The 19,223-nt window shown below is 73.3% G+C and carries 18 protein-coding genes; 13 read left to right on the forward strand and 5 right to left on the reverse strand.

The window, feature by feature from the left end; all coding sequences use genetic code 11:
- The first annotated feature begins 34 nt into the window (after window positions 1-34).
- Genes ACZ55U_RS11415 through ACZ55U_RS11445 form a run of 7 tightly spaced genes read left to right on the forward strand, consistent with a single transcriptional unit; the run spans window position 35 to window position 7,905 of the window.
- Window positions 35-979, forward strand: coding sequence for a phytanoyl-CoA dioxygenase family protein (locus tag ACZ55U_RS11415; RefSeq protein ID WP_465524928.1), 945 nt, complete (start codon window positions 35-37; stop codon window positions 977-979).
- Between the two features lie 2 nt (window positions 980-981).
- A complete protein-coding gene (locus tag ACZ55U_RS11420) occupies window positions 982-2,373 on the forward strand; it encodes a cytochrome P450 (RefSeq protein ID WP_465524930.1) in 1,392 nt (463 codons plus the stop codon).
- Window positions 2,370-4,211, forward strand: coding sequence for a non-ribosomal peptide synthetase (locus ACZ55U_RS11425; RefSeq protein WP_465524932.1), 1,842 nt, complete (start codon window positions 2,370-2,372; stop codon window positions 4,209-4,211). The genes ACZ55U_RS11420 and ACZ55U_RS11425 overlap by 4 nt, the downstream gene beginning before the upstream one ends.
- On the forward strand, window positions 4,208-4,942 hold the full coding sequence (locus ACZ55U_RS11430) for a DUF6875 domain-containing protein (protein WP_465524934.1): 735 nt from the start codon (window positions 4,208-4,210) through the stop codon (window positions 4,940-4,942). Before ACZ55U_RS11425 ends, ACZ55U_RS11430 begins: the two co-directional genes overlap by 4 nt.
- Window positions 4,939-5,265: an MbtH family protein gene (locus tag ACZ55U_RS11435; protein ID WP_465524936.1), complete on the forward strand. Its 327-nt coding sequence runs from the start codon at window positions 4,939-4,941 to the stop codon at window positions 5,263-5,265. The genes ACZ55U_RS11430 and ACZ55U_RS11435 overlap by 4 nt, the downstream gene beginning before the upstream one ends.
- Entirely contained in the window at window positions 5,262-6,554 is a 1,293-nt protein-coding gene (locus ACZ55U_RS11440; RefSeq protein WP_465524938.1) for an ATP-grasp domain-containing protein, read from the forward strand. The genes ACZ55U_RS11435 and ACZ55U_RS11440 overlap by 4 nt, the downstream gene beginning before the upstream one ends.
- A 58-nt stretch (window positions 6,555-6,612) precedes the next feature.
- A complete protein-coding gene (locus tag ACZ55U_RS11445; protein ID WP_465524940.1) occupies window positions 6,613-7,905 on the forward strand; it encodes an MFS transporter in 1,293 nt (430 codons plus the stop codon).
- A gap of 1,211 nt (window positions 7,906-9,116) precedes the next feature.
- Here the strand turns inward: ACZ55U_RS11445 and ACZ55U_RS11450 are convergent.
- Window positions 9,117-10,121 carry an SDR family NAD(P)-dependent oxidoreductase gene (locus tag ACZ55U_RS11450; protein WP_465524942.1) on the reverse strand — a complete coding sequence of 335 codons (1,005 nt, stop codon included), beginning with the start codon at window positions 10,119-10,121 and terminating at the stop codon, window positions 9,117-9,119.
- A gap of 1,243 nt (window positions 10,122-11,364) precedes the next feature.
- On the reverse strand, window positions 11,365-11,859 hold the full coding sequence (locus tag ACZ55U_RS11455; RefSeq protein ID WP_465524944.1) for a hypothetical protein: 495 nt from the start codon (window positions 11,857-11,859) through the stop codon (window positions 11,365-11,367).
- 178 nt (window positions 11,860-12,037) lie between these two features.
- Between ACZ55U_RS11455 and ACZ55U_RS11460 the strand changes: the two genes are divergently transcribed.
- Window positions 12,038-12,898: a carbamoyltransferase C-terminal domain-containing protein gene (locus ACZ55U_RS11460; protein WP_465525203.1), complete on the forward strand. Its 861-nt coding sequence runs from the start codon at window positions 12,038-12,040 to the stop codon at window positions 12,896-12,898.
- A 264-nt stretch (window positions 12,899-13,162) separates the two neighbouring features.
- The gene (locus ACZ55U_RS11465; RefSeq protein ID WP_465524946.1) at window positions 13,163-13,459 is read left to right on the forward strand and encodes a DUF6087 family protein; all 297 of its coding nucleotides are present in this window, start codon (window positions 13,163-13,165) and stop codon (window positions 13,457-13,459) included.
- Between the two features lie 731 nt (window positions 13,460-14,190).
- On the opposite strand, the gene ACZ55U_RS11470 is transcribed toward ACZ55U_RS11465, so the two are convergent.
- The gene (locus ACZ55U_RS11470) at window positions 14,191-14,397 is read right to left on the reverse strand and encodes a hypothetical protein (RefSeq protein ID WP_465524948.1); all 207 of its coding nucleotides are present in this window, start codon (window positions 14,395-14,397) and stop codon (window positions 14,191-14,193) included.
- A 19-nt stretch (window positions 14,398-14,416) separates the two neighbouring features.
- The gene (locus ACZ55U_RS11475; protein ID WP_465524950.1) at window positions 14,417-14,605 is read right to left on the reverse strand and encodes a hypothetical protein; all 189 of its coding nucleotides are present in this window, start codon (window positions 14,603-14,605) and stop codon (window positions 14,417-14,419) included.
- Between the two features lie 260 nt (window positions 14,606-14,865).
- On the opposite strand from ACZ55U_RS11475, the gene ACZ55U_RS11480 reads away from it, so the two are divergent.
- Window positions 14,866-16,089, forward strand: coding sequence for an XRE family transcriptional regulator (locus ACZ55U_RS11480; protein ID WP_465524952.1), 1,224 nt, complete (start codon window positions 14,866-14,868; stop codon window positions 16,087-16,089).
- 96 nt (window positions 16,090-16,185) lie between these two features.
- Here the strand turns inward: ACZ55U_RS11480 and ACZ55U_RS11485 are convergent, their stop codons facing one another.
- A complete protein-coding gene (locus ACZ55U_RS11485; RefSeq protein ID WP_465524954.1) occupies window positions 16,186-16,908 on the reverse strand; it encodes a GntR family transcriptional regulator in 723 nt (240 codons plus the stop codon).
- Window positions 16,909-17,441: 533 nt separating this feature from the next.
- Here ACZ55U_RS11485 and ACZ55U_RS11490 point away from each other — a divergent pair.
- From ACZ55U_RS11490 to ACZ55U_RS11500, 3 genes are all read left to right on the forward strand, one after another.
- Window positions 17,442-17,648, forward strand: coding sequence for a hypothetical protein (locus ACZ55U_RS11490; protein ID WP_465524956.1), 207 nt, complete (start codon window positions 17,442-17,444; stop codon window positions 17,646-17,648).
- Window positions 17,649-17,741: 93 nt separating this feature from the next.
- Complete coding sequence (locus tag ACZ55U_RS11495; protein ID WP_465524958.1) at window positions 17,742-18,014, forward strand: DUF7848 domain-containing protein; 273 nt, start codon at window positions 17,742-17,744, stop codon at window positions 18,012-18,014.
- 121 nt (window positions 18,015-18,135) lie between these two features.
- A complete protein-coding gene (locus ACZ55U_RS11500) occupies window positions 18,136-19,116 on the forward strand; it encodes a GlxA family transcriptional regulator (RefSeq protein ID WP_465524960.1) in 981 nt (326 codons plus the stop codon).
- Window positions 19,117-19,223 lie beyond the last annotated feature (107 nt).

Consider the following 19,223-nt stretch of genomic DNA (forward strand, 5'->3'; position numbering starts at 1 on the left):
CCACCGCCCGCTCTCCGACAAAAAAGGAAGAGTCATGGACGAAGAGCAGAAGTACCTGTTCGACCTGCGCGGCTACCTGGTCCTGGAGGACGTCCTCTCCGCGCAGGAACTCGCCTCCGTCAACGCCGCACTCGACGGCCACGGCCTGTGGGACGGCGAGAACAAGCTCGGCTACCCGCTGCTGAAGCAGTACAACCCGTTCATCGCCAACGCCGGGCCGCTCCACACCACCCCGCGCCCGGTGCGCGACCTGATCAGCCACGAGAAGGTGCTGCCTTACCTGGAGGAGGTGCTCGGCCCCGACCTGCGCTACGACGAGGGCCAGGTGCTCTACGCACGCAAGGGCGCCGGAGCGCTGATCCTGCACAACGGCAACACCCCCTGGGAGTACCCGCCGCTGACCTACCAGGTCCGCGACGGCCGGATCTACGGCGGGCACATGATCGCCGCGTTCTGCCTCACCGACGCCCTCGCCGACCAGGGCGGCTTCGCCGTGGTCCCCGGCAGCCACAAGTCGGCCTTCGAGATCCCGGAGGACTTCCAGACCTGGCAGAAGGTCGGCGACTGGGTCTCCCGCGTCCCGGTCAGGGCCGGCTCGGTGGTCCTCTTCGCGGACACCGCCACCCACGGCAGCTGGCCCTGGGCCGCCGACTTCGAACGCCGGGTCGTCTTCTGCCGCTACACCGCGGGCATGGTGCAGCACACCGCCCCCGCGCCCGTACCCGAGGACCTCCCGGACGAGGAGTGGACCCCGGTCGAACGCCGGCTGCTCCGCCCGCCGTACGCCTGGCACTTCCACGACCGGGGCGCGGGCTACACGGAGCAGCAGCGCACCTCGGTGCGCACCGCCGAGGGCTGGACGATGAACGACCACTCCCAGCAGATCATCACGCTCGCGGGAGACGCGGCAGACGCGGGAGCCGTGAACGACGCGGGAGACGCGGGAGACGCGGAGGCGTCCGCCGGGGGGCGGGGTTAGCCATGGCGAGCATCACCGTGAGTTCGCTCGGCCACCAGGAGTTCGACCAGGAGCTCGGGAGCGACCCCCTGGGGCTGATGACGCGGCTGCGCGACGAAGGGACGGTCAGCGCCGTCCCGCTGGAGGACGGCACGCGGCTGATCGTCGCGGCGGAGCCCGCCGTCGCCGCCGCGGCCCTCGCCCACGGCACCCGCAACCACCGGGGGCTGCTGCGCGAACTGGTCGGCAGCGGACTGTTCGTGGTCGCCTCCGGGGAGCAGTGGCGCCACCGCCGCGCCCTGCTGCGCCCGATGTTCTCGGCCCGGGCCGTCGCGACGCTGCACACCCTGGTGCTGGAGAGCGCGGAGGACTTCGTGCGCCGTCGGCTGCTGCCCGGGGCGGGCCGCGAGTTCGACCTCGGGCACACCCTCCAGCAGCTGAGCATCGAGATCATCCTCCGGCTCGTGGACCCGGAGCTGACCGGCGCCGAACTGGCGCGCCTGGCCTCGGCGGTGGACGCGGCCGTCCACTACCTGGACCGGCGGCTGTTCGCCCCGGACACCGTCACCGACGCGGACGGCGAGGCGTTCGTGCGGGACAGGGCGGTGCTGGAGGAGTTCATCGCGCACCGGGCGGCCCGGGAGACCGAGACGGCCACGGCCGACGGGGTCCTGCCGTCGCTCGTCGCCGCCCTGCGCCGGCGGGGGGAGACGCCCGGCGAGCGCCCCGAGGACGTGCTGCGCGAGGAGCTGATGTCGGTCTTCGTGGCCGGGGTGGAGACCATGGGCACCCTGCTCACCTGGATCTTCCACAACCTGGCCGGCTCGCCCCCGGCCCTGGCCCGCACCCTCGACGAGGTCCGCGCCACCGACCTCGGCGCCCTGCGCGCCGCACCGTCGATCCCCCAGGGGACCCTGCCGTACACGCTGGCTGTGGTCGAGGAGTCCCTGCGGCTGCACCCGCCCGCGTGGGCGCTCTTCCGCCGCATCGACACCCCCGTCGAAGCGGCCGGCGTACGGCTCGATCCCGGTGACCTCGTCCTGGCGAGCACCTACGCCATCCACCGCTCCCCGGCCCTGTGGGAGGCACCCGAGGAGTTCCGCCCGGACCGCTTCCTGGGCCGGCGCCCGCCCGTCCAGCAGTACTTCCCCTTCGGAGCGGGCCCCCACCAGTGCCTGGGGCGGCAGTTCTCGCTGCTGGAGGCGCAGCTCGCCACGGCCACGATCCTCGCCCACGGCCGGTTCGCCCTGCGGGGCGACCGGGCCGCGACCGGGCTGCGACCGGCCATCGCGCTGACTCCGGACCCCAGCCCGCGCGCGGTGTTCACCCCGCACCCCGACCCCGGTACCGGCACCGCCGGCCTGGGCACCGCCGGCCTGGGCACCGCCCGCAAGCACCCGTCGGGGGCACGATGACGACCGCGCCGCACCCCCGGATCGAGCAGTGCTTCACCACCGTGGCCGAGGCGTTCCCCGAGCGTGTGGCGCTGGCCGACCGGTACGGCGAGATCCGCTACGGGGAGCTCCTGACCCGGGTGCGCGCCGCGGCGGCGTCGCTCCGCGCGAAGGGCGTCACCCCCGGCACTCCCGTGCTGATCGTCGGACACGGCGACCGCCGGACCGTCCTCGCCATGCTGGCCGTCCTGATGGCGGGCGGCTGCTACGTGCCGGTGGACCCCCGGTACCCGGCGGACCGCGTCCGGCTCATGGCCGGCACGGCCCGGGCGGCCCTGGCCCTGCACGCCGACGACGGCGCCCGGGGTGCCGACGGCGCCGACGGCCCGGCCCCGGCGGACCTGGGCGTACCCGTGTACGCCATCCCCTCCCTCCTCACGGAGCCGGCCACCACGGCGGTGCCGGCCTCCCCGGCCGGCCCCGACGACCTGGCCTGCGTCATGTTCACCTCCGGCACCACGGGAGCCCCCAAGGCCGTGGGCGTCACCCACCGGGGGATCACCGGGCTGGCGCTCGGGGCGCAGTCCCTGCGGCTGGGCCCCGACGACGGCGTGCTCCTGCACTCCACCCTCGCCTTCGACGCGTCCACGTTCGAGATCTGGTCCCCCCTGCTGGCCGGGGCCCGGATCACGGCCGCGGACCACCACCCCCTCGCCCTCCACGAACTGGCCGCCCTGCTGGCCCGGCCGCAGGTCACCACGGCCTGGCTGACGGCCCCGCTCTTCCGCCTCATGGCCACCCACCACGGCCCGGCGCTGGGCACCCTGCGCACCCTCGTCACCGGCGGCGACACCGTCCCGGCCGGCGTCGCGCGCTCCTTCACCGCCGCCCACCCCGCCACCCGGCTGGTCAACGGCTACGGACCGACCGAGAACACCACCTTCAGCACCCTGGGGGACGCCGCCGCGTGGGACCGCGAGCACTGCGCCGCGTTCCCCATCGGCACCGCCGTCGCGGAAACGACCTGCCACGTCCTCGACGAGCGGCTGCGGCCCGTCGCCCCGGGCGTGGTGGGCGAGCTCTTCCTCGGCGGCCCCCGGCTCGCCCGCGGCTACCTGCACGACCCCGCCGCGACCGCCGCGCGGTTCGTGCCCGACCCCTTCTCCGACCGGCCCGGTGCCCGGATGTACCGCACCGGCGACCGCGTACGGCAACTCCCCGACGGCGCCCTGGACTTCCTCGGGCGCGCCGACGACGAGGTGAAGGTCAGGGGCTTCCGCACCGATCCGGCGGAGGCGGCGGCGCTCCTCGCCGCCGACCCCGCCGTCGACGACGCCGTGGTCATCGCCGGCACCGGGCCCGACGGCGCCGTCCTGACCGCCTTCGTCACACCGGCCTCCGTCGACACCGACGCGGTGCGCCGGGGCGCGTGGCAGCGGGCACCGCGCCACCTGGTGGCCGAGCGGATCATCGCGGTCGACACCCTGCCGCTGGGGCCCACCGGGAAGGTGGACCGCGCGGCCCTCGCCCGCCTCGCGGACGCCCGGACGCACGACGCGGGCGACCCGGGTGACGCGCACGACGCGGGCGACGCCGCCGCACTCGACCACCCCGCACTCGCCGTGGTCTGGGAGGCCCAGACGGGGTACCCCCCGCTGCCCGATTCCGACTTCTTCGCCGACGGCGGCACCTCCCTGGGGCTGATGCGGCTGGTCGAGCAGGTGCGCACCCAGCTCGGAACGACCCTTGACTTCGCCCAGCTCTACGCCGCTCCCACGTACGCCGATCTGTGCCGGATGGCCACCCCGAGCGCCGCCCCGGCACCCCACGGCGACCGAACCCAGGAGACCGTCGCATGACACAGGTGATGCGGGATCAGGACAATGATCTGGCCAGAATGGACGGCCTGTGGATCCGGGTGATCGAACCCCAGTCGCCCGCCCGGCACGCCCGGGACTTCACCCGGGTCCACACCTGGCTGCGCCAGTACCTCAGCCGGCCCCACGACGAGATCGGCCGCACCGGACCGGTCTGCCCCTTCATCCCGCCCGCCCTCAGCGGCAAGGACGTCCAGTTCAGCTTCCGCTACGACATCGCGGGGGAGGACGAGCGGCAGCTGCGCGAGGCCCTGGAGGCGGAGATGTCCACGTTCGCCCTCGGCACCGAGCGCAGCCGCACCCACACCGGGGCCTCCCTCGACTGCCGCATCGTGGTGCTGCCGGCCACCGGGCCGGAGGGCTGGCGGGTCCTCGACGAGGCGTACGAAGGCCTGAAGAACAGCGCGGTCGCCCAGGGCCTGATGGTAGGTCAGTTTCACCCGCACTGCGACGAACGGGCCGTGCGCAACCCGCTCTTCCCCGTCTCCGTGGCCCCCGTCGGCCTGTTCGCGATCCGCCGGATGGCGCCCCACGATGTGCTTTTCTTGTACGAGCACGACGCGTGGTTCAGGATCTACGATCAGAACTTCCGCGCCCACTACGAGCGGGGCCGCGTGCGCGACCCGCTCCTGCGCGAGTTGTACACGACCGCCGTGGAACGCCACGGCCTGCCCGAGCTCACGCCGAAGGCAAAGGAGGACGAGGCGCCGTGACCGAGGACCAGTACCACATCGTCGTCAACCACGAGGAGCAGTACTCGATCTGGCCCACCTACCACGACGTCCCCCAGGGGTGGCGGACGGTGGGTGAGCCGGCCTCCCGCGAGGACTGCCTGCGCAGGATCGCGGAGGTCTGGGACGACATGACCCCGAAGTCCGCCCGGCGCGAGGCGACTTCCGCCACACCGGTTCCCGTCGCACCGGCTCCCGCGGGTCCGGCTTCCGTCGCACCGGCTCCCGGCGCTCCGGCTCCCGTTGCACCGGCTCCCGGCGCTCCGGCTCCCGCGGGTCCGGCCGACCTCCCGGGGTCCCCGTGACCGACCCCCTCCCCACGGTCGCCGTCGTCTACGGCAGGGGCTCGGCGGGGCCGGCCGAGATCCTCAGCGCCGCCCGCGGCCTGTGCGACGTGGTCTTCGTCTGCGACCCGGCCGTACCGGGCGTGGCCCCGCTGCTCGCGGGGATGCGCCGACGGGCACGGGTCTGCGAGATCAGCGGAGACGGCGCCCCCGCCGCCGAACTGCTGCGCGAGCACGGCCCGGTGGGCATCGTCACCTTCAGCGAGTACTGCCTGGCCGCCACCGCGCGGCTCGCCGAGGCCCTCGGCCTGCCCTACCACCGGCCGGATACCGTCCGGCTGCTCACCGACAAGGCCGACCAGCGCGCGGCGTTCGCGGCGGCGGGGGTCGACCACACCCCGAGCCTCGTGGTGCGCTCCGCCGCCGAGGTCGACGCCGCCGTGCGGCGCCTGGGCTACCCCGTGGTGCTCAAACCCCGCACCGGCGCGGGCAGCCAGGACACCGTACGGCTGGCGGACGCGGAGCAGCAGCGGCACGCCCTGGCCGACGTCGGCCTGGCTCACGTCGACCCGGGCGGCGACCCCGATGACGGGCGGGCGGGCCCGGGCGGCGGCCCGCGCGACTTCGTCGTGGAAAAGTACCTGCCAGGGGACCCGGAGGTGGCCGGACCGGACTGGGGGGACTACGTCTCCGTCGAGGCCGTCGTGCAGCGCGCGGAGGTCACGACCCTGTGCGTCACCGGCAAGTTCGCCCTGGCGGACCCGCTCCGGGAGACCGGCCTGTTCCTGCCCGCCACCCTCACGCCCGCCGTGGAGAAGGACGTCGCCGAGCTCGCGGCGGCCGCGGTCCGGGCCCTCGGCGTGACGACCGGGGTGACCCACACGGAGGTGAAACTCACCCCGGACGGCCCCCGTGTCATCGAGGTCAACGGACGTGTCGGCGGCCGCGCCGTGGGCCTGCTGGACCGCGCGCTGGGCGTCGATCTGCTCGCCCTCGCCTTCGCGCTGGCCCTGGGACGCACCGTCGAGCCCGTCCCGGCCCCCCGGCCGGCGGCGGTGACCTTCGAGTACTTCATCGTGCCACCGCGCATCGTCGGCACCGTCCGGGCGGTCGACGGCGCCGACGCCGTACGGGCCCTGCCCGGCGTCGACGAGGTCGACGTGGCGACGGCCCCGGGGCAGCCCGTCGACTGGCGCCACCCCGCGCAGCGTCTGGCCTTCGTCCGGGGTGCCGTCGCCACCCATGAGGAACTGCTCCGGCTCGTCACGTCCGTCCACGACAGATTCCACCTGGAGTTCGCAGCCCAGTGAAGAGAACGTTCCCCACCACGGATCACAGTGGAAAAGCGGAGAAGCAGAGAGGAAGTCGATGCTCGACAAGGTGCGGCAGCCACTGAAACACCGGCCCTTCCGGCGGGTGTGGCTGGGCGAGACCGTCTCCCTGGTGGGGGACTACAGCTTCGAGGTCGCCTTCATCTGGCTGATCCTGAACGAGACCGGGTCCACGACCGCGCTGGCCACGATCCTGCTCGTCCAGGCCGTCCCCCGGGGCGTGCTGATGCTGGTGGGCGGCGCGGTGACCGACCGGTTCTCCCCGCGCGCCGTCATGTTCTGCTCCCACACGCTCCGGGGGCTCGCCGTCACCACCCTGGGGCTGATCGCCCTGACGGACCACGTGAGCACATGGCACTTCTACGCCCTCGGCGCGCTCACCGGCATCGCCGAAGCGTTCTTCTGGCCGGCCGCCGGCAGCATCATCCCCTCCCTCCTGCCGCCCGAGCACCTCGCCCGGGGCAACGCGCTGGTCGGCTTCGGCGAGCAGGGGGCCCGGCTGCTGGGCCCGATCCTGGGCGGCGCCCTCGTGGGCGCGGTGGGGACGTCGACCACCATCCTGCTCAACGCCTTCACCTTCTTCTTCGCCGCCCTGACGGTCTTCGGCTCACCGCGCAAGGAGCCGTCCGCCCAGGCCTCCGAGCAGGCGGGCGAGGCCGACGAGCCCGCCAAGTCCCTCACGGTGATCCGGCGGGAGATCGTCGAAGGGCTCCGCTACGCGGGACGCAGCCGGGAGATCCGCACCGTCCTCCTGCTGATCGGCGCGGCGGCCCTCAGCTACAGCGGCCTGTTCAGCGTGGGGCTTCCCGCGCTGGCCAAGACCTTCCCCGAGGGCTCGCTCGCGCTGGGCGTCCTGCTGTCCGCCTGGGGACTGGGGCAGCTGATCGGCACCATCGGCGCGGTCTTCACCGGGCTGCCGCGCCGTTGGGGGCTGCTCATCATCGGGATGACGCTCTGCGAGGGGACCGCCTTCGTGCTGCTGGGCTTCCTGCCCAGCGTGTGGAGCGCGGCGTTGGTGCTCACCCTGCTGGGGATCGGCGTCGCGTACTCCAGCGACGTCGCACTGCCGACGTTCATCCAGACCAGGACCCCGACGGACGTACTGGGCCGGGTCAGCAGCGTGATGGAACTGCCCCGGGCCACGCTGGAACCGCTCTCCATCGCGGCCATGGGCCTGCTGGTCGGCTGGGACATCGAGTGGGGGTTCGCACTCGCCGCGATCCCCATGCTGGCCGTCGGCCTCCACCTGGCCCTCGACCGCGAGGCCCGCGCCCTGAGCACCACGGCCCCGGAGGCCCACCCCCCGGCCAAGGACCCCCTCGTCTTATAGGCCCGCTCCTTGTCGGCCCGCTCCACCCCGGGGGCGGTCGGCGGCCCATGCCCTGGGCCATCGGCCGCCCCCACACCCGGCCTCGACGCCCGACCTCGACGCACGGGCTCGACGCACGGGCACCGACCAGCCCCAAGCGGCCCCTGCTGGCCCGCCCCAGCATCCGCGCCGCCGGGGAGGAGGGGGAACTGCCGAGGTCTCCGAGTACCCACCGCCCGCTCAACGGGCCTTTCTCGTCGACCCGTTGGCCGGTGCGGGGGCCGGCCGGTGCGCGGGACGGCCGGGGCGGGGCGGCGGTCGCGGGGTGAGGCAGGTACCGGCAGGACGACGTCGCCGCGCCCTGTCACCGACGGGCTGTCGGGGGTGCGACTGCCGCGCGGGCGCACGGGGCGGAGTTCGAGGCTGGCTTCGCGTACGCCCGCCGTGCACCAGGTGACCCGCCCGCTGCACGAGCGGATCGGGCGGTCGCCCGCCGCGCGGCGGGCGACCTGTCGGTGGCGCTGGCGCTGGGCGAGGGGGCGCGCCGAGCCGTTTCGCCGTCGGCCCGGCCCTGTCGGGGCCGCTGTCCGATGCCGCGCAGGAGAGGGCCGTGGTGTGCGTGGTGGACGACGCGCAGGCGCTGGCGTTCGCGGCCAGGCGGGGGAGCGGACCTTCGCCGAGGCGCGCGCGGCAATCCGCTGGCGCTGCTGGAGCTGCCGCGCCGATTCGGCCCCGCCGCGCTGGCGGGCGGCTTCGGCTCCCGACGCCGCTCTCCCCGGCCGGCCGGATCGAGCAGAGCTACCGGCAACGGGCCTTTCGGCTCTCCCCGGACGCCCGGACGCCCGCTGTTGGTGGCGACCACCGAACCCCTGGGGATCCCGGGCCGCTGTGGCGGGCGGCCGGTCTTCTGGGCGTGGGGCTGCGGGCCGGACCGGAGGCCGAGGCAAGCGAACTGATCGAACCGGGCGGGCAGCCGTGGTTCCGGCACCCGCCGGTGCGCTCGGCGGCGTACACGGTGGTGTCGCCCGCAGAGCGCCGTCGCGTCCACGGGGCCCCTCGCGGCGGCCACGATCCGCCGACGGCACCCGACCGGCGTTCGTGGCACCGCGCCGAGTCCCTCTCCCGGCCGGACGAGGGGGAGGCGGCGGATCCACTGCGCTGCGCGGAGCGGACGCGGCCCCCGGTCATCCGGTTTTCCGGCCGGAGCCGGGGGGTGGCTCACGGACGGGGGCTCACTGGCCCTCGATCTCACGGAGTCCCGTCGGCGCGGTGAACGTCGGCTCGACACCGGTCAGTTCGCAGCTGGCCTCCCACAGGCGCGCAGCGGTCGTCGTATCGGTCAGGTGGTTCCAGAGCGGTTCGACCCTGGGCGCACCGCGCAGCCCGAACGCCCGGGGGCTCAGCATCAGACCGCCGCGCACGCCCGGGTCGAGCACGGCCCGCACGGCGGGCCAGGCGGCGGCGTCCTTGCCCTGGACGACCAGGCCGAGCGGCAGGCGGCTCAGCCGCTCGCCGGTGGTCCGGACATGGATGGGCGGGCGCGAGGGCGTCAGGGAGTCGAGCGCGCCGCCGGGATGGACGAGCACGCTCGTCGTCGTGCTGCCGGCGGCACGCAGCCGGCGGTCGAGTTCGAGGGCGAAGAGCATCTGGGCCAGCTTGGAGCGCGAGTAGGTGCGCTTGGGCCGGTAGTCGTGGGCGCTCTGGAGGTCGTCGAGGTCCAGGCGTTCGGACTTGGCCGCGAAGCTGCCGGTGGTGACGACCCGGCTCCCCGGGGTCGCCGCGAGCAGGGGGGCGAGGTGGTGGGTCAGCGCAAAGTGCCCCAGGTGGTTGGTCGCGAACATCAGCTCGTGGCCGCCCGTGGTCTCGCGGCGCGGCGGATGGTCGAGCGCCACCCCCGCGTTGTGCACGACCGCGTCGAGGCGGTCGGACCCGAGCGCGTCCACGGAGGCCCTGAGCGAGGCGAGGTCGGCCAGGTCCAGGGGCACGTGCCGCACCTCGGCACCGGGGACGCGCGAGCCGATGGAGGCGATCGCGGCCTCGGCCTTCGCCCGGTCGCGGCTGCCGAGGACGACCGTGGCGCCGGTGGCGGCGAGCTGCTCGGCGACGAAGTAGCCGATGCCCGCGTTGCCGCCGGTGACCAGGAAGCGCTTCCCGTCGGCGCGGGGCAGCCGGTGGACGTCCCACTGCGGGAGCCGGTGGACGGACCGTGCGGAGGGCGCGGAGGAGGTGGTGGGCATGGCGGGCTCCCGGACGTTCGACGTGGTCTGAGGGGCGGGCGGGCCCGCGCCTTCACGGTCGGCCTCGCCCAGTCCCCACCGTCCCGGGGGCCGCTCACATCCCACCGGCAGGCCGCTGTCCCCCCTGACAGCCGACCGGCACGGCGGGCACCGGGCAGGTGCCGGAGGGGGCCTGCCGGGGCAGCCCGCCGGTCATCCTGGCGGCGTTGGACGCCGACGCGCTGACTCCACCTCACCACGACCACGTGATGTACGGGTTGGCGATGAATCCCGCACTGCCGCCGGCCCCATGATCCGGCGGCTGTTCGCATGGCGGCATGGCTTGGGGCGGGTGGCACGGCGTCCGGACCTCACCGAGGCCATGGTCTCCGAGATCGTCGCGACCGGCGACGGCTGGCTACTGCACAGCCTGGCGCTCAACGACCGGCTGCCGGACCGCTTCCGCGTCCGTCTGGCCGCCCATCGGGACAGCGGGGTGCGGTCCGCGCTCGTCATCCGTGCCGAGACCGCGCCGAGCGAGATGCTGGAGCGGCTCATCGATGATCCGGATCCTTTCCTTGCAGTGGTACCTGAACTCCGCCGCACCCACGGAACTGCGGCCCCTGCGCCTGCCGTGGGTCGCGGCCGATCCGCTGCCCGCATGTCGACTCGCCCTACGTCAGCTTCTGGGCCGTCGGCGGCCGCGAGCAAGGCAATTCCTGCCGAAGCGGTGGCCCGGTTCCTCGACGACAAGGAGGAGGTCGTCCGCCTCACCACGGCAGCCACCGCCCCGCACCCGGCCGATCCCGCGACCGCCGAGAACATCGAGCGCCGCTACCGCCGCAGACGGGACAAGCTCACGCTCCGGTGGGACAAGGCTGGGGTTCTACCGTTCCCGCCGGCGACCCTGCGACGCTTCGCCACGGACCCCGAGCCCCGGCTCCGCTCGCTCGCACCCCGCGATCCGGACCTGCGACCTGCCCCGGAACTCGCCGAGCAGCTGGCCCACGATGCCGAGGAACGCGTCCGCCTCACGGCTGCGGCCCACGCAACCTCCCGCTCCCGTCGTTGCTGCGCCTCCTCGCCGACGCCTCGGAGCGCATCGCGGAGACCGTCGGCGCCTCGCCGTACCTTCCCGTCGAGCACATGGACCGGCTGCTGACGCGGGCGGGCCTGTAGCCGTAGAGCCACCCGGCTCCGCTGGGGCGGTGGTTCCGGGCCGGCCGGTGGCCGATCCGCATCACCGCGCCCACGTTCCGGCCGGTCAGTACGTGGGACAGATGTGCTTGCGGACCGCCGCCAGGATCTTCGCCGCCTTCTCAGACCCGAAGCCCTCCGGGTGCTTGGGCGAGGTGAACCGCTTGTTGGCGAGGTCGACGAGCTTCGCCTGGTCCGTCGGCCACTCGGAGACGGACGTGCACTGGTCGCGACCGCGGCTGACCGCCCGGTCCGGCTTCTCGCCGACGATCTCCGGATCGATGGCCGTCAACGCCGCGATGTAGGCGGAGGTGGTCGCGGCATCCGGCTTGGGCGGCGGCCCGCTCGGCTTTGCCCCGGCGGCCTCGGGCGCCGTCGTCACGGCGGGTGCCGGGGCCTCGGGCGCAGCGGGCACGGCTGCCGCCGAGGCCGGCTGGGCGGCGGCCGTGCTGCTCGCGGACGCCTTGGTGCCGCCGGCGGACGAGGTGGAGCTGGAGCAGGCCGCGAGGCCAAGAGCGGCCAGACCAGCGATGACGGCTGTGGTGGTGGTACGGGTACGCATGGTCCCCCCCTGGGACGGTGTGGTGTCCGCCGACCGTATCGAGTCACCGGCCGGTCACAACAGGTTCGTGGCCGATCTGTGACCCGGCGTCGGCCGCCGGGCCGGTCAGCCGCCCGGGTCACCGGACCCCCGTGGTCCGCGATTCCGGCAGCCTGGCCGCCGTGCAGGCCGCCCCCGGCTGGCCGGCTACCGCATCCGGATCAACGCGATGATCAATAAGCGGGAGGGCTTCCGGCCCTTCGCCCCGATGGCCGTGCCCGAGGCCGCCGGCACCTATTTCGAGCTGACCGACACCGCCGCGAACCACGACTTCATGTCGTTCGTGGTACGGGTGCGCCCGAACACCGGGACGCGCTCGACGCCGTCACCCACCTCGACAGCACCGCCAGACTCCAGATCGTTGCCCCGGAGGGGGAACGAGCGGGGCCATCGCCTCGTCACCCGCTTCGGCGACCTCATCGGCGTGCCGGTGCTGCACAACACCTCGATGAACAACGGCGCCGAGCCGATCGTCCAGAGCGTCGGGTACGCGCTGACCTGCCTGCTGACCAGGGCCCTCGACCGCCTCGTCGTCGAGGACTTCGTGGTCCGCCGTCGGCCCGGCTTCCTGCCCGCGCTCGACGCCTGGCGTGTGACCGGCCGGCATCCCCGACTACGGCGACGAACTCATCGCCCTCACCGGGCTGTCCACCTCGCCAGGGCAGCCTCTGGCTCCGACGTGGTCGTGGACTGCCTCTATCCCGAGGTAGCGGCCGCGCACCTGGGCGGAGTCCACCCCCGGGGAGGAAGCGGTGGACGTCGCGCGCCCTTCTCCCTGTCGCCGGACACCGAACCGACGCTGACGGTCCCACGTCCACCGGCTGCCGCCCGCCAACAGCATGGAGCTGCTCCTGCGCCGCGTGGTGGACGCCGTCCGCACGCGCTCCCACGAGTTCGACGACCCGCTCCCCAACGACGCCCGCACGCTCGACCGCCTGATCCGGGCGGCGGAGGGTGCGGGACGGGGAATGCACCTCCGGAGATGCGGCCAGGCACATAGGATGCTCCGCAAGCTCTTTGACATTCGACACACGCGCGTAAAGAAATGGCAAAGCCACCCCATCGCCCCAGGCCGCGAAGGTCCTCCCCGCACCCGCAGGGGTCGGCCGTCGACGTCGGGAAGGGGGTCGTCCTCGCACCCGCAGAGGCCAGCCGCCGGCCAGCCACCTCCCGGGGTCTCCTTGTCGTCCTTGAGTGGCCCGAGCTGGCTGCTCCCGATCTGTCCGCCGCTAGGCTGGGCGACCCCGCCACAGAGGAGGACCAGGTGGACGACGAGGGCGAATCGCTGGAGCAGTGGGCCGCGCGACGGGATGCCCGGCGTAGGCCGGTCGGCGAACGCAAGGCGCTGACCATCGGTCACGAGACCGCCTCGGCTCACCTCCACCAGGACGCACCTCGGCTCGTCTCTAGCTGGGACGGCTACCAGTGGGTGCCGGAGGCGATCGCCCTGGACTACGCAGCCGCGCAGCGCCTCCTCCACGGCATCGACGGTGACGGGGTGATCCCGATGCCGGCCGCCCAGCCCCCGAAGAAGCCGACGGGGAGGCACCGCAAACCCTGACCGGCCGAGCGCTGGCGCGTGCATGCTGGGCTGGCGGATACATCTCCGGAGATGCGGCCAGGCGCATAGGACGCTCCGCGAGCCCTTTGACATCTCATCACCAACGCGTAAAGAAGTCGCAAAGCCGCCACATCGCCCCAGGTCGCAAAGGGTCTTCCCTGCACCCGCAGGGGTCAGCCGCCGCCGAGGGCGCCCCACACGTTGAAGCTGGGGTCTTCCCTGCACCCGCAGGGGTCAGCCGGCCGGCGGGTCCAGCGCACGGGCCGTCGACACCGTCTTCCCTGCACGCGCAGGGGTCAGCCGTCACACCGACCCCCTTCGGGGGAGAGGTGTGTGTCTTTCCTGCACGCGCAGGGGTCAGTCGAGCGGACTGGAGAGCATGCAGTGACCGACATCGTGCAGACCAATGCCTTGGCCGTCCAGGGCCGTTGCCCTCGGCGCCGCCCTCGCGCCGCTGGTCTGCTCTGGTGGGTAGTCCGTGGGCCCCACTGGGCGCTGGAGGCATGCTCCGAGGGGTGGCGCAGAACCTAGGCCAGCCGCCGTGGCCCCCGCCCATCCCGGCGTGATGGTGAGGCTGGCCGATATCGGACAACTTGGCCCTCACCAGGGAATGCGGTCCTCAGGGACGAGCAGTCCGTTCAGGAGTTCCAGCAAAGACCCTGAACCACCGCCCCCGCAACACGGCCCGCCCGGCCGCCGCCGGGCGGGGCGCATCGTCGGTTTCGCGAGGGCTATCCGAACGGCAGCACCGCGGTGCTGCGAGCGGTCAGCGTACGTGAGTAGTCGGCTGCTTCGTCGGTCACAGGCCGGTAGTTGAGCACCGGGTCACCTGCGGCCACCAGGGCGGTGGAACACGCCAGGCACCAGGGCCGAGGGGGATCGACGTCCATGTCCTCGATGGCTGCGTCCGCGGTTTGGCACTCGGTGCAGAGCGGCATGCTGCCGGCCTCCTCTAGCTCAGGCCCAGGTCGAGCCGCACTGGGTGCAGCCCCACCGGCCGTCCATGGTCTGATAGGTGGCACCCGATCCGCAGACGGGGCACACCATGGCGGCCGCGGTTCGGTGGCTGTTCAGCACGGTACCGGGCTGAGGGTTGTCGTGGGCCGCGTTCGGGGTCTCGGGACGGTCGAGCAGGGCTGCACTCATGACGCACGCTCCTCCGGTGAGGATCGGGATGGGGATGCGCCCGGCCGGGGCACTTCCCAGACAACCCGCTCGGTGGCCGCCTGGGGAGGCACGGACGGGGCTTCCGCACGCCGTGTGCGTGCTCCGCACACGCCGTGCGCGCCCTGTCCACGGGTACGTTCCCGTCGGTACGGTGGCGGCCCCGTGTGGACAGAGGGGGCGTCGTGTCCTATCAGCGTCGACTCGGGACGGCCATCAGGGCCGCCCGGTGCGCACAGCGGATGACGCAGGCCCAGCTGGGCCGGACATGCGGCTATTTGGCATCCGCGATCAGCCGGGTGGAGGCTGGCCTGCTGCGCCCGGCCGACCAGCCGCTCGCGGTCATCGTTCAGGTGCTGGGCCTGCGACTTGATGCCCTCGGCCTGGCTGGAGCGGATACTCTGGCACGAGATATGACCCCGGATCAGGAGGATGCCATGCTCCGCAGGCAGCTGCTCGTGGCTGGCATGGCGGCGGCCGGCGCCTCGGTGGTCCCGTCGACGGCCGCGGCCGCGACCCGACCGGACGCGTCGGCCCGGATCATCGGGGCGCTCTACGAGTCGACGGCGTCGGCACCGGTGCCGTTGCAGCAGCTCGGCCGGTCCCTGGCTGCGGCGCACACGCAGTTCACGGCGGCCCGGTACGAGGATCTCGCCGCTGCTCTGCCCGGCCTGCTGGGTGCGGCCCAGGCGACCCGGGATGCGTCGTCCGGTCGGGTCCGGGAGGAGGCGCATGCGATTGTGGCCCGTGCCTGGGTCCTGGCGACGGAGCTCGCGTTGAAAGCGCACCACTCGGACATCGCGTGGCCGGCTGCGGACCGGGCCCTGGCCGCGGCCGAGGCCAGCGGCGACCCGGTGGTCCAGGGCGAGGCAGCACGGGTCCTGGCGATCACGATGCGGCGTGCCGGTCGGCCGGCCGCCGCCGTCGACCTCCTGCGTCGTACGGCCCGATCGCTTGACCAGGGCCCGGGCGGCACCTCCCGGGCGGTGGCGGCGACATTGCTGATGACGGCGGCCTACACGGCGGCGTGCGGGCAGCGCCGTGCGGACGCTGTCGAGCTGATGGCGGGAGCCGAGGAAGCGGTCAGCCGCCTGGCCGTCGCCGCCACTCGACCGCGGTCGCAGCTGTTCACGGTCGACGCCACCAGCGCGCAGGCCAACCTGTACTGGGTCGGCGTGCACACCGCCCTGGGGACCCCGGACGAGGGGGTGCCGTACGCGGCACGGATCGCCGCGGGGCGGCTGCCGACTGCGGAGCGCCGGGCTCGGTACGGCACGGACTGTGCCCGCATGTGGCACCGCCTCGGCGACCATCGCCGTACGTTCGCCGCCCTGCGGTTCACCGAGCAGGTCGCCCCGGAGGAGGTGTGCCGACCCGCCCTGCGGGCGCTGACGGCGGACCTCCTGTACGCACCGGTGACCGTGGCCGGAGTGCGTGAGTTCGCCGCGCGCACTGGCGTGTCGTAGCGGGTCGGGGCCCGGGGGTCCCGTGCGCGGTGACCGATCCCGACCCGATCAGTGCGATGCCGGCGGTCTCGGCCGGACGAGTGCTCAGGGCGGGCCTCAGGCGCTGTACTCGTAGCCGATGGTGTATCTGGTCGGGATGCACCACTCGCCGTACTCGATCACGCCTTGTTCGTCCGACCAGCGGTGGACTCCGGCGAGGATCGCGGCGCCGGTGGGGATGCCCAGCGCCGAGGCTTCGCGCTGGTTGGCGGTCCGGCCGTGCATGTCGTCGCGCGCGTGGGTGATGGTCCGGCCGGTGGCTTCGAGGATGCGACCGAGGAGCCCGGCGCTTTTCCCCGGCGCGGTGCTCAGCAGGTCGGGGATCCGGGCGGCGAACTCGGCCGGGTAGTAGACCCCTTGGTACATGGTCCGCTGCCTGCCCCTGCCGGTGACGAACTCGCGTCGCACCAACTGGTCACCGGGATCGAGCCCGAAAAGCTCCTGGACGTACAGCGGGGGGACCTTGAGTTCGGCCACGGTCACGACGCACGTCTCGTGCTCCATGAGGCTGGAGCGGACTCGCTGGACCTGGAGCAGCCGGTCACGGCCGGACGCCGCGACGATGGGCTCATCGGCCACGAACGTTCCGCGCGGCGAGGTGAACAGGTAGCCCTCGACGACGAGTTGCTGGAGAGCCCTGGTCATCGTGGCGGCGGACACGCCCCACGATTTACACATGTCACGCTGCGTCGGCAGTCTGGTCCCGGCGTCGAGTTCTCCAGTGAGTATCTGCTGCCGGTAGTGGTCGGCGATTTTCGAGAACGTGTTGCGGGCAGCCATCAAGGATCGCCTTTCCTGACTGTCACTCATGAGTGAACTAGGACACCGGCACAGAGTATCGCGTGACGCCTCGAATGCGTAGCGTTATGTCCTGCTACAGCCTGGCGGAGTCCTAGGAGGCTAGTGATGAGCGCTGTCGTCAGACGCGAGGTTCCGAAGAGGGTCGTCGAACTCCTGGCCGCTTGTCGGGCGGACTACCTGGAAGGCGAGGCCGAGCGACGAATGAACCCCCCGGCGTTCCCTAAACCCCCGTGCTGCCGTTGCCCCGACGCCGAATGCCGAGCGGCGAGGGCAGCCGGAGAGGCGGACGGCGATGCAGACTGACGCCGAGGTCCGGTCCGGTGCAGACAAGGATCCGATGCCTGTGCAGGAGTGTTCCAGGTGCCGGGAGTTGGACGCGATCGCGTGCGCGGCGTTGCGCGCCACCGACCCGGCGACCGGCCACTGGTACCGGGACGTCTCACGCCTGAGCGACGTTCGCGTGCTGCGGGAGCGCCACGCGCCGTACTGTGAGCACCCCCGGGGTGGTGGGCGTGGGTGAGCCCGATTCCCTGCCGCCGGAGGACCCGGCGGCGGAGGGCCTGCTGCCGGAGGACCCGGGGACGGTAGGCGCCGTGCAGGTCGGCGGCGGTCCGCCGCCCCTGGAACCCGCCGAGTCGGACACCATGCGGCTCCTGCGCGAACGCACCCGGGAGCTGCGGCACCGCCGCGCCGCCGATTGGCGCTGGATTTTCGAATGAGGAACACCATGACCGACACCCCCGCGAGCCCGGCGCCCGCGCACCCGGGCTGCGCCCCGATCGAGCAGCACCTGGACGATCTCCCCGCCCCGCGTGAGGACGACCCCGCGCCTCCGGAAGGTCTGGCGCTTCACGGACTGGACGCAGAGCCGCGCCGCGGACGAGCCCGACCTGCCCCCGGTGAGGCACCGGTTCCAGTGCCTCTCGGAGGACGAGGACGGCCGGGTGTGCGGGGCCGAGGGCCCCGAGCAGGAGTCCTTCGAGACCGCCCAGGGCTGGCCGTTCCCGCCCGTCGAGGACGCCCCCGACCACCGTACGTACGACCACGTCGCACGGGTGCCGTGGACGGTCTCGCCGGCCTCGTGACGGGCGGCTGATACGGCAACGTCGAAGCCTGTCCGTCCGGTGCTCCCAAGTGCCAGATCCGTCCGCTGGCGGCCCTCGGGGGACCTCGTGCGGGCAGTCCGTGCCGGTCTACCGTGGCGGGGTGAGCGAGGAGACGAACGGGTGCACCGGGCGGGTACTGGTACTGGTGCTGCCCGAGGTGAATCTGCTGGACCTCGGTGGTCCTGTACAGGTTTTCGATGCCGCGGCGCACCTCGGCGGCGGCTACAGGCTGGAGTACGTCGCCGAGGCGGGTGCTCTGCGGTCCGCCCAGGGCCTGCGGCTGGCCGGTCTGGCACCGCTGCCGACGATCCGGCCGACGGCCGGTGACCTGGTGCTCGTACCGGGGCCCCGGCTGGCCGGATCCGACCGGCTGGTGACTCCCGCCGTGGTGCGCTGGGTGCGCGAGGCCTACGACGCGGGCGCCCGGGTGGCGTCGGTGTGCAGCGGCGCCGTCGTCCTGGGGGAGGCGGGACTGCTGGACGGCAGGGCGTGCACGACCCACTGGTCACTCACCTCGGCGATGCGCGACCGGTACCCGCGGGCCCGGGTGCGCGAGGCCGCACTCTACGTCCACGACGGGCGGATCAGCACCAGCGCGGGCATCTCGTCGGGGATCGATCTCGCGCTGTCCCTGGTCGAACGGGACCGCGGCCCGGAACTGGCCGCAGGAGTCGCGCGCGAACTGGTGTTGTATCTGCGGCGGGACGGTGACACGGCACAGATCAGTCCGTTCCTGCGGCACCGCAACCATATCCAGCCCGCGGTGCACCGGGTGCAGGACCATCTGGCGCAGCACCTGGACGCCGCATTCACCCTGCGTGAACTCGCCGGCGTCGCCGGGCTGTCCCCACGCGGTCTGACACGGGCCTTCACCGTGGTCACCGGCATCACCCCGTTCGCCTACCAGCGGCAACTGCGGCTGGAGAGGGCCCGCGCCCTGCTGTTCGGTACCGACTTGACGGTGGAGGCGGTCGCGATCCGCTGCGGTTTCCGCGACGCACGGCAGCTGCGCCGGGTGGTGACCGCCGCATTCGGTTCCCCGCCCTCGCGGCTGCGCGCGCCTCTGCGGCCGTCCGCCTGACAGACCAGGCCCCCTGTGTGAGGGCGGTTTCCCTCCCACGGTCTCCCCCGCTCTTCCCGTTTCCACGAGGGCCGACGGCACCACGCTGCCGATCAGTGCCCGGATTG

Source organism: Kitasatospora sp. NPDC034533, assembly GCF_055575155.1.

Coding starts and splice junctions, on each gene's coding strand:
- ACZ55U_RS11415 (WP_465524928.1), top strand. CDS start 35: ATGGACGAAGAGCAGAAGTACCTGTTCGACCTGCGCGGCTACCTGGTC.
- ACZ55U_RS11420 (WP_465524930.1), top strand. CDS start 982: ATGGCGAGCATCACCGTGAGTTCGCTCGGCCACCAGGAGTTCGACCAG.
- ACZ55U_RS11425 (WP_465524932.1), top strand. CDS start 2,370: ATGACGACCGCGCCGCACCCCCGGATCGAGCAGTGCTTCACCACCGTG.
- ACZ55U_RS11430 (WP_465524934.1), top strand. CDS start 4,208: ATGACACAGGTGATGCGGGATCAGGACAATGATCTGGCCAGAATGGAC.
- ACZ55U_RS11445 (WP_465524940.1), top strand. CDS start 6,613: ATGCTCGACAAGGTGCGGCAGCCACTGAAACACCGGCCCTTCCGGCGG.
- ACZ55U_RS11450 (WP_465524942.1), bottom strand. CDS start 10,121: ATGCCCACCACCTCCTCCGCGCCCTCCGCACGGTCCGTCCACCGGCTC.
- ACZ55U_RS11455 (WP_465524944.1), bottom strand. CDS start 11,859: ATGCGTACCCGTACCACCACCACAGCCGTCATCGCTGGTCTGGCCGCT.
- ACZ55U_RS11470 (WP_465524948.1), bottom strand. CDS start 14,397: ATGCCGCTCTGCACCGAGTGCCAAACCGCGGACGCAGCCATCGAGGAC.
- ACZ55U_RS11475 (WP_465524950.1), bottom strand. CDS start 14,605: ATGAGTGCAGCCCTGCTCGACCGTCCCGAGACCCCGAACGCGGCCCAC.
- ACZ55U_RS11480 (WP_465524952.1), top strand. CDS start 14,866: ATGACGCAGGCCCAGCTGGGCCGGACATGCGGCTATTTGGCATCCGCG.
- ACZ55U_RS11485 (WP_465524954.1), bottom strand. CDS start 16,908: ATGGCTGCCCGCAACACGTTCTCGAAAATCGCCGACCACTACCGGCAG.